This window comes from Chroococcidiopsis cubana SAG 39.79 (assembly GCF_003991895.1).
GTDB classification, from domain to species: domain Bacteria; phylum Cyanobacteriota; class Cyanobacteriia; order Cyanobacteriales; family Chroococcidiopsidaceae; genus Chroococcidiopsis; species Chroococcidiopsis thermalis.
In genome coordinates this window covers 51,726-60,610 of sequence record NZ_RSCK01000039.1, presented here as the reverse complement: position 1 = coordinate 60,610, position 8,885 = coordinate 51,726, and the positions used below count along the sequence as shown (strand labels likewise).

Genomic DNA, 8,885 nt, shown 5'->3' with positions numbered 1-8,885 from the left:
GCTCTGCTATTTCCAGAATTTTTAGCCCAAAGCGCTTCTTAGTATTTCATTATGCTTTTATTAGATGCGTTTGCCCTGGATTACTGCCCTTCATTGCACTAACTACGCTAATTTAGGAGCTTACCCAGCTACGAATGGTCCAGGCGCTCCCGCGATCCTCACAGGTTGCAGCATTACGGGAGTCTATGCGATCGAGCATCCCTTCTATGAAGTCTACTGTACGTTCACGAACCTCGTTCCCAATGGTCCGGCTCGGGGTGCTGGTCGTGCTGAGGCAATATTCCTCATCGAGCGTATGGTCGATCTCTTCGCACAGCGTATTGGTATAGATCCTGCTGAAGTACGCCGTAAAAATATGGTTGCTGCCGATCGGTTTCCCTATAAAAACGGTCTGGGCTGGACTTATGACTCTGGCAACTATGAGGTAGCGCTCGATAAAGCTCTGGCGACGATCGATTACAACAACGTCGCACAACGGAAGGCGGAAGCTAGAACGCGCGGCAAACGTCTCGGAGTTGGAATTGGTTCATATGTAGCGATCGCAGGTGTTGGTCCCTGTCCCCTAATGGCTAGAGATATAGGTTTGAATGGGAGTACCTGGGGAAGCGCGCATATCCGCGTTCACCCAACGGGTGATATCACTCTTATTACTGGCGCACAACCTCACGGTCAGGGACAAGTGACATCTTTTTCTCAAATTATCGCTGAGGAGCTTGGTGTTGACTTAGAGCAAATTGAAGTGCTGCACTCCGATACTAAGGGTACTATCTATGCACAAGGAAGCTATGGTTCGCGCTCCTTCAGCGTGGAAGGAGCGACAGTGTATAAAGCTACCCAAAAGATCGACGAGAAAGCACGTCAAATGGCAGCACATATCTTCAAAGTGGCAGAGTCAGAGGTGGTAGCCGATCGAGGTAAATTTTATGTTAAAGGTGCGCCCGAGCAGTTCAAAACTTTAAAGGAGATTGCGCTGGCGCTTTGGTACGCTTGGGATTTACCAGCGGGTATGGAGCCTGGTTTGGAAGCGATCGCCTACTTCGATCCACCAGATTTTAATTATCCTTTCGGCACTCACATTGCCTTAGTCGAAATTGACGAACAAACTGGTCAGGTTGAAGTCGTTCGTTATGTAGCGGTAGATGACTTCGGGAATGTGGGAAACCCGATGATTGTAGATGGTCAAACACACGGTAATATCCATTTTGGGATCAGTCAAGCCCTGTTTGAGGAGGCTGTATACGATCGCGACGGACGAATTCTGACGGACGAATTTACGACATACGCGATCGCTAAAGCTTCGCAGTTACCAGAGTTTGAACTCGATCGCACTGTCACGCCTACTCCTCATAACCCGCTGGGAGCGAAAGGTGCAGGTGATGTCAGCATTACGGCTGTACCTCCGGCGATCGTCAACGCTGTTTGTAACGCTCTTTCCGACTTGGGGGTCACTCACATCGATATGCCTGTAACGCCGGAAAAAGTTTGGCGGGTGATGCGTGAAACTCCCAGGAATAATGACTCTTGAGTAGGGCGATCGCGAGATCGTTAGTTGTGGGTTACGGACAGAATGCTCCTCTACTCCCACTTGATTTTTTCTACTAACGCAGAACAACTGATAATGGATAAAGTCACATGATTCCAGTTGAATTTGACTACGCTGCACCTGAAACTCTGGAAGCTGCGGTAAATCTGCTAAAAGAGAACGAAGGAACAGAGATTCTTGCCGGGGGTCACAGCTTACTGAGAGAAATGAAGCTAGGTCGAGTTTCCCCCTTACTACTAGTAGATTTAGGGAAAATTCAAGGTTTGCAAGGGATTGGACTCAATCGCGATCCGAACGGTGTCGTCCAAATTGGTGTCATGACTACCTATGCCCAAACCGCTAATGCTCTCAAGGTCAAGGAAAACTATCGCGCTCTGGCTGAAGCAGCGTTGAGCATTGGAGATGCTCAGATCCGCAATTGGGGCAGAATCGGTGACATCTTTGCCTATCATGACTTAGCCTGCGATCTACCTGCCGCTGCTTTGGTTCTAGAAGCAACGTTCAACACGATTAGTCCAAGCAGTCATCGTGCGATTCCGGCTGAAGAGTTCATCAACGCCTCTTTCAATATGGGGCTGGAGCCTGGTGAAATCGTCACTTCGATCGATCTGCCACCCTATGTTACCGGAACTAATAGTGCCTACGAAAAGTTCCAGCACCCAGCCAGTGGCTATACCATTTGTGGCATTGCGACCTCGATTAGGCGATCGTCCAGCGGTATTGTGAGTAAATGCCGTGTGGCTGTTACTGGCGCTCATGCTCGTGCTATCCGTCTGCGTCAGGTCGAGGCAGCACTGGAGGGCAAAGCACCGACAACAAAAAACATTGCGGCTGCGGCTAATCTGGCGACAGAAAGCGTGTCTATCAGCCAGGAAGCTAGCAAAGAACTGAATAGCCTTTCTAACAACTACGTCTCGGCAGAGTATCGCACTCACCTCATGGGTGTGCTTACTGCTCGATCGCTCACTCGCGCTACCGAACGTGTCGAGATTCGCAGTTATATTTGATTTGCAACCGGGAAATGCGATCGCAGTCTTTTCACTATTACTTTATCATCTCTAAACCCATTTGCATCTGTAAGCAGAGAAACTAAAGTAGCTGTAGGAAAATGTCTATAAACTAGTGCCTGCAACTTATGTGCTGGGAATACATTGATATCATTATGTTTAGGAGGTAATGTTGGAAACGAAATTCAGTAGTTTTGTACCAAATCCGTTAGTTAGTATTCTTATTAATAACTATAATTACGGTCAGTTTTTAGGAGAGGCGATTGACAGCGCCCTTAACCAAACTTATTCTAACGTTGAGGTAATTGTAGTTGATGATGGTTCTACTGATAATTCTCCTAATGTAATTTCTGGATACGGCGATCGAATTATTTCAATTTTCAAAGAAAATGGCGGACAAGCTTCTGCTTTTAATGCAGGATTTCTTGCTAGCAAAGGTGAAATTATTTGCATTTTAGACTCCGATGATGCTTTTGACCGAACGAAGATAGAAAAAATTCTAGAAATTTTTCAACTAAATTCAGATATTGGTTGGTGTTATCACCCTCTCAAGTTGCTTGATTACAGTAAAAATACGGTTATAAGAAGCGATCCTGATGGCATTTCTAGCCACAAAGTAGACTTTAGACAACAGGTACGGCAAGGAAAATTACCATATTTTGTTCCTGCAACATCAGGACTTTGTTTTCAACGATCGCTGCTTCAACAACTCTTACCAATGCCAGTTGCTCAAAAGATCTCCTTAGGAGATCATTACATCAAATTTACAGCTTTAGCATTGTCGTCTGGATACTTTCTAAATGAGAACTTAGCTATTCAGAAGGTTCATGAGAATAATGCTTTTACCTTAGATTTTTTTCATGGTAATAAGAAACAAGTTGAAGCCAGAATTTTAACTTTAACTGCTTACTGGATGCGAAATAAATTTCCAGTTACGATCGATTTTGCCAATAAGATTTTTGGCATTGGTCTGGGTATATATTGGCAAACAGGTGGCATTGAGCCAGGGTATAAGTCCTCGATCGAGGAATACTTGTCTAATACTTCCGTAATAGAAAAGATTGAAATCTACTTGCGGGCATATTATCATGCAAATCCACTCTTTCTAAGCATTCGACGTTTTCGGTTGCTCCGCGATCTGCAACGAGTCAAAATAATCGCAGATGCAGAAGAACATTCGACTGCTACCACACCCATCTAACATTGTGGGAGTTCTGAAATAAACATTTCCTACGCTAATGAAGCAATTATCTTAGATGATCGACGAGTGAAGCGATCGCTCGTTGTATCACTTCATTCAACAAACCAGAGATTTTTGACTATTTAGATTCTTTGAGTATTTTTCTCGAAAACACTAATCTTTTGGTGGATGAGCGGTGAGCCAGTGCCTACAGTACACTTCATTAATCATACCTACATTTCACCGATATGGAAGACACTTTGTTCAACCGTACTTTTCGGGACAGCCAGGGCGAGATTGTTATTGCTCAAAAGCCCAATCTGCCGATTCTGGTCTGGCTAGCAGCAACTTTACTCAATTTGATTCCCACGACTGGCAACATCCACACAGGGCTAGACGCACTCGCCTTTGGCTCCTTGTTCACTTGGGCGTGGCTGGAACTGTTCCAAGGTGTTAACTACTTCCGGCGGGCGTTAGGATTGATCGTGCTAATAGGCGCGATCGCCTCTAGACTTTCCTGGTCGTAACGGGTTCACCATGCCAAAACTGTAATACTTACATCGATCGCCTTCATGCTCGCATTCCGCCATTCATGTTGAGAATTGACTTGTTGTTTGCATTGAAGCTGTTCGCAGCACTCGGTTCTGGACTGGTAGCAGGAGTTTTCTTCGCCTTCTCGACTTTCGTAATGCTTGCTCTGGCTCGAATTCCGTCTGCACAGGGAATTGCTGCCATGCAATCCATCAATATTACGGTCATCAATCTGTGGTTTATGACCGCATTCCTCGGAACAGGTGCAGTTTGCATATTTCTGGCTATTGCTGCGTTATTCAATTGGCATCAAACTGGTGCTGCCTACCTGCTTGTTGGTAGTCTGCTCTACCTTGTCGGCACTTTTCTAGTTACGATCGCCTTCAACGTACCGTTGAACGATGCACTAGCGATCGTTAAACCAGACAGTTCTGAAGGTGCAAATCTATGGAATAAATACCTGAGCGATTGGACGCTTTGGAACCACATTCGGACGATCGCGGCACTGGCAGCAGCAGCATTATTTACGCTCGCGCTGTGCGATCGCACAATGTAATATCGGGCTGTGGATCGCATTAGGTTTTAGGATAAAGCTGTAACTTTTGGGTGGCGATCTCTAGCTGCACTGGAGTGTTAACCGCTAAATAAGTGTTTGTGGGAGTCCGCGCCACAATCTCACGACCGCTAGGTGTATGGAGGACGTAGCGATATTCGCGTCCGAGGAACTGGCGATCGCGAATTAAAATTTGACTGGTAGGAACGGGGGTGAGAACGATCTCTTCTTGGCGCACCATCAGATCGACGGCATCCCGCCGATCGCAATTGCCAGTTAGGGTAATAGGGATAGTGCCGATTTCTGTCTGCCACACGTCACCTTGACGCTGAGCTGGAATTAAATTGGCTTGGGTGACAAACTCAGCAACAAACCGCGATGCTGGTTGCTGATATAGGTACTCTGGCGTATCAATTTGCTCCAGATAACCATTACACATGACTGCAATCCGATCGGCGATTGATAGCGCTTCTTCGCGATCGTGCGTGACCAGTATCGCTGATACACCCGCAGCTTTGAGGATCGCGCGCAACTCGTGCCGCAACCGCAATCGCACTTGTGCATCTAAATTGCTCAGCGGTTCGTCGAGCAGAATCAGCGCTGGACGCGGAGCAATGGCACGAGCGAGAGCAACACGCTGCTGTTGTCCGCCAGAGAGTTGGTGAGGATAGCGGTTTTCCATGCCAGTCAGATTGACTAAGGCGAGTGCATCTTTCACCTGCTTGGCAGTTTTGGAGGAGCGATCTAAGCCAAACGCAATATTTTGACTCACCGTGAGATGCGGGAACAAGGCGTAGTCTTGAAACACCATCCCCACATTTCGCTGTTCTGGGGGCAACCAATGCCCGTTGCCCGATACCCGCCTCTGGGCAATGTCAATCGTGCCGTTCTGGGGCTGTTCAAATCCAGCAATTAACCGCAGGAGCGTAGTTTTGCCACAACCAGAAGGACCGAGCAACGCTAGTAAATCGCCTGCTGGCAACGACAGGGAAACCTCACAGACGGCGGGTTGAGTCCGGCGGGAAAATTGTCGAGTGACCTGATGCAGACAGAGAAGAGGAGAGGGCATGAAACCAGAAAAGCCAGTATATAAACTTAGACTTGCCTTTATAGTGTAATGGAGTCCTGCAATATATTCTCATCAGGAATTTCATCTTGCTGGACAAATTGTTTCTGATTATCTTTTTGCTTCATTGTGTCCCTATGCCTACGCTTGACTCTCGCCGTCTTTTCAAACGTTCCTGGAATGGCTGGACGTTCTTAGTTATAGCGATCGCCCTGCTGATTCTCGCTCCGATTGGAGTGGTACTCAGTAGTGTCTTGACAAACTCCGGCACGGTATGGAACTATCTCCTAGCCACAGTGCTGCCAGACTACATCAGTAGTTCTCTGTGGTTAATGCTGGGGGTTGGGCTGTGTACGGTGGTGATTGGCGTGGGGACAGCGTGGTTGGTGACAATGTGCCGATTTCCCGGACAGCGGCTATTAGAATGGGCGCTACTGCTACCATTAGCTGCTCCAGCTTACGTACTGGCGTATGTATATACAGAAATGTTGGAGTTTTACGGTCCGGTGCAGTTGGCGCTGCGAGACATGTTTGGCTGGACGAGCGTGAATGACTACTGGTTTCCCACCGTTCGATCGCTAGGTGGAGCGATCGCCATTATCAGTCTCGTGCTGTATCCCTACGTTTACTTGCTCAGCCGAGTGGCATTTTTAGAGCAGTCAGTTTGTACGCTGGAAGCAAGTCGGTTGCTGGGATGCAATCCTTGGCGCAGTTTCATGCGAGTCGCATTACCGTTAGCTCGACCAGCGATTGTCGCAGGGGTATCGCTGGTGCTGATGGAAACGCTAAATGATTTTGGAACGGTGCAATATTTTGCTGTGAATACGTTTAGCGTTGGGATTTACCGCACCTGGTTTGGCATGGGCGATCGAATTGCTGCTTCACAGCTGTCGGCGTTGTTATTGGTATTTGTGCTGTTACTAATCGGGCTGGAGCGCTGGTCTCGGCAGCAAACGCGCTATCACCACACGGGACGCTATCAGCGATTGTCTGCGTTTAGGTTGCGGGGATGGCGGGCGATCGCTGCTATTATCGTTTGTGGACTGCCGATCGTGCTGGGTTTTTTGATTCCTGCCGGACGCTTGCTGTACATGGCAACTAGCGATATTACCCACAACTTTAGCCAACGCTTTTGGGAGCTATCTCGCCATAGTTTAATCCTAGCGGCAGTAACGGCAATAGTGGCAGTCTTCGTGTCACCCATCCTAGCGTACGGTCTGCGGCTGAGCGCCAATTGGGGTATGCAGGTAGCAGTCAGAACGGCAACGGTGGGCTATGCAATTCCTGGCGCGGTGATTGCCGTGGGCGTGCTGTTTCCCATTGGGGCGATCGATAATGCGGTAGATGCTGGGATGCGATCGACTTTCGGGATTTCGACTGGCTTGTTGCTCAGCGGCACAATTATAACGCTGGTATTTGCCTATTTGGTGCGATTCTTGGCGGTGTCGTATAACACGGTTGAATCCAGCCTCAGCCGCATTAAACCCAACCTGGATGACGCGGCGCGATCGCTCGGCTGTGGCACAACTCGCACTCTGGTGCAGATTCACGCACCGTTGATGAGTGGTGGCTTACTCACGGCAGCAATTTTAGTGTTTGTCGATGTGATGAAAGAATTGCCTGCGACGCTGATCGTTCGTCCGTTTAACTTTGATACGCTGGCAGTAGAGGTCTATCGGCTGGCAGCAGATGAGCGTTTGGCAGAGGCAGCTGCACCCGCCTTGGCAATTGTTGCTGTTGGGTTTATTCCTGTGATTGCTTTAAGTCGGCAGATTACCCGTACTAGACCGGAGGAAATTGACTACAGGTAGTTCTTTTGACACGAGATCGTGGTATATTCCTCTCTAATGCAAAAACTTATCATTAGCAGACTATCTGCGCTCGAAAAGGCGTTTTGTTAAACGCCAGATCGTGTCTTGACTAAATAGTGCTGAATCGATTTTCGAGTAGCACGTAGTTCCCTGGTCTTAGTTAATTAATGTGGTTAGTGAGTTATGAACTTAGGTAAGGTAAAAGTCTGGGTAGGTGTGGGTGCTTACGTTCTTTCAGGCGCGGTAGCGATCGCGGCAACCGATCGTGCCGTAGAAGCAGCTGCGGAAAGGGCGATCGAAATACCCGATCGCGCTTCAGTAATGCAGATAGCCCAAGGTGGCGAAGGTGGCGAAGGTGGCGAAGGTGGCGAAGGTAGTACCCCTGCCAAGCCTTCTACAACTACCCCTAGCCAGGGTGGTGAAGGCGGTGAAGGTGGCGAAGGCGGTGAAGGTGGTAGTCCTGCCAAGCCCCCCACTACTTTTACTCCCAGACAGGGTGGTGAAGGTAGTACCCCTGCCAAGCCTCCTGCTACTACCCCTAGCCAGGGTGGTGAAGGTGGTGAAGGCGGCGAAGCAGGAACATCATTCAAAGATAAGCTCAGTGGTAAGCAACTGTTAAATGCCTTGCAGAATGGTGGATATGTCATTTACTTCCGACATGCCCAAACTGAAAAGGATTATGCCGACCAAGTGTCTGCAAAAATGGGAGATTGTTCGACTCAGCGGATGCTAAGTGAAGTTGGCTGGCAGCAGTCGCGAACCATCGGTCAAGCCTTTGAAGCGTTGAAGATTCCTGTGGGTCAAGTTTACTCTAGCGAGTATTGCCGTGCTTGGCAGACAGCAGATATTGCGTTTGGTCGCACTGAAAAGAGAGCAGCCTTAAATTTTCCACCTGCTGAAGATTACACCGAAGCCCAGAAAGCCCAGATGCGGACTGCGGTGATGCCATTCCTCACGACTACGCCTGCTGACGGAACCAATACAGTAGTTGTGGGTCACGACGACGTGTTTGATGCGGCAACAGGAATTTATCCAGAGCCTCAAGGTGTCGCATACATTGTGAAGCCAGATGGCAAGGGGAAGTTTGAGATTGTCGCTAATATGTTGCCTGAAGAATGGGCAAAAATGGCACAATAAATCAGTTATCAGTTATCAGTTATCAGGGCAATTGGTAATTGGTAATTGGTAATTTGG

Annotated in this window: 8 protein-coding genes; 7 read left to right on the top strand and 1 reads right to left on the bottom strand. The window is 48.2% G+C overall.

The features are described 5' to 3' along the window. Window positions 1–64 precede the first annotated feature (64 nt). From DSM107010_RS21115 to DSM107010_RS21095, 5 genes are all read left to right on the top strand, one after another. Window positions 65–1,525 (top strand): xanthine dehydrogenase family protein molybdopterin-binding subunit, encoded by a 1,461-nt coding sequence (locus DSM107010_RS21115; RefSeq protein ID WP_241994293.1) that lies wholly within the window; start codon window positions 65–67, stop codon window positions 1,523–1,525. A 107-nt stretch (window positions 1,526–1,632) separates the two neighbouring features. Then, entirely contained in the window at window positions 1,633–2,550 is a 918-nt protein-coding gene (locus tag DSM107010_RS21110; protein WP_015155290.1) for an FAD binding domain-containing protein, read from the top strand. A gap of 169 nt (window positions 2,551–2,719) precedes the next feature. Further along, on the top strand, window positions 2,720–3,751 hold the full coding sequence (locus tag DSM107010_RS21105) for a glycosyltransferase family 2 protein (RefSeq protein ID WP_106166868.1): 1,032 nt from the start codon (window positions 2,720–2,722) through the stop codon (window positions 3,749–3,751). A 227-nt stretch (window positions 3,752–3,978) separates the two neighbouring features. Next, a complete protein-coding gene (locus DSM107010_RS21100) occupies window positions 3,979–4,257 on the top strand; it encodes a hypothetical protein (protein WP_015155288.1) in 279 nt (92 codons plus the stop codon). A 65-nt stretch (window positions 4,258–4,322) separates the two neighbouring features. Next, the gene (locus DSM107010_RS21095; RefSeq protein WP_106166869.1) at window positions 4,323–4,817 is read left to right on the top strand and encodes an anthrone oxygenase family protein; all 495 of its coding nucleotides are present in this window, start codon (window positions 4,323–4,325) and stop codon (window positions 4,815–4,817) included. Between the two features lie 19 nt (window positions 4,818–4,836). Here DSM107010_RS21095 and DSM107010_RS21090 read toward each other — a convergent pair whose 3' ends face one another. Beyond that, window positions 4,837–5,883 carry an ABC transporter ATP-binding protein gene (locus tag DSM107010_RS21090; protein WP_015155285.1) on the bottom strand — a complete coding sequence of 349 codons (1,047 nt, stop codon included), beginning with the start codon at window positions 5,881–5,883 and terminating at the stop codon, window positions 4,837–4,839. Between the two features lie 134 nt (window positions 5,884–6,017). Here DSM107010_RS21090 and DSM107010_RS21085 point away from each other — a divergent pair, with 134 nt between their 5' ends. Continuing rightward, window positions 6,018–7,691, top strand: coding sequence for an ABC transporter permease (locus tag DSM107010_RS21085; protein WP_127023844.1), 1,674 nt, complete (start codon window positions 6,018–6,020; stop codon window positions 7,689–7,691). Between the two features lie 183 nt (window positions 7,692–7,874). Further along, the gene (locus DSM107010_RS21080; RefSeq protein WP_199755672.1) at window positions 7,875–8,828 is read left to right on the top strand and encodes a histidine phosphatase family protein; all 954 of its coding nucleotides are present in this window, start codon (window positions 7,875–7,877) and stop codon (window positions 8,826–8,828) included. Window positions 8,829–8,885 lie beyond the last annotated feature (57 nt).

Bases quoted from the DNA above. Each gene is read 5' to 3' on its own strand.
- DSM107010_RS21115 (WP_241994293.1), top strand. From the start codon at position 65: ATGCGTTTGCCCTGGATTACTGCCCTTCATTGCACTAACTACGCTAAT.
- DSM107010_RS21110 (WP_015155290.1), top strand. From the start codon at position 1,633: ATGATTCCAGTTGAATTTGACTACGCTGCACCTGAAACTCTGGAAGCT.
- DSM107010_RS21105 (WP_106166868.1), top strand. From the start codon at position 2,720: ATGTTGGAAACGAAATTCAGTAGTTTTGTACCAAATCCGTTAGTTAGT.
- DSM107010_RS21100 (WP_015155288.1), top strand. From the start codon at position 3,979: ATGGAAGACACTTTGTTCAACCGTACTTTTCGGGACAGCCAGGGCGAG.
- DSM107010_RS21095 (WP_106166869.1), top strand. From the start codon at position 4,323: ATGTTGAGAATTGACTTGTTGTTTGCATTGAAGCTGTTCGCAGCACTC.
- DSM107010_RS21090 (WP_015155285.1), bottom strand. From the start codon at position 5,883: ATGCCCTCTCCTCTTCTCTGTCTGCATCAGGTCACTCGACAATTTTCC.
- DSM107010_RS21085 (WP_127023844.1), top strand. From the start codon at position 6,018: ATGCCTACGCTTGACTCTCGCCGTCTTTTCAAACGTTCCTGGAATGGC.
- DSM107010_RS21080 (WP_199755672.1), top strand. From the start codon at position 7,875: ATGAACTTAGGTAAGGTAAAAGTCTGGGTAGGTGTGGGTGCTTACGTT.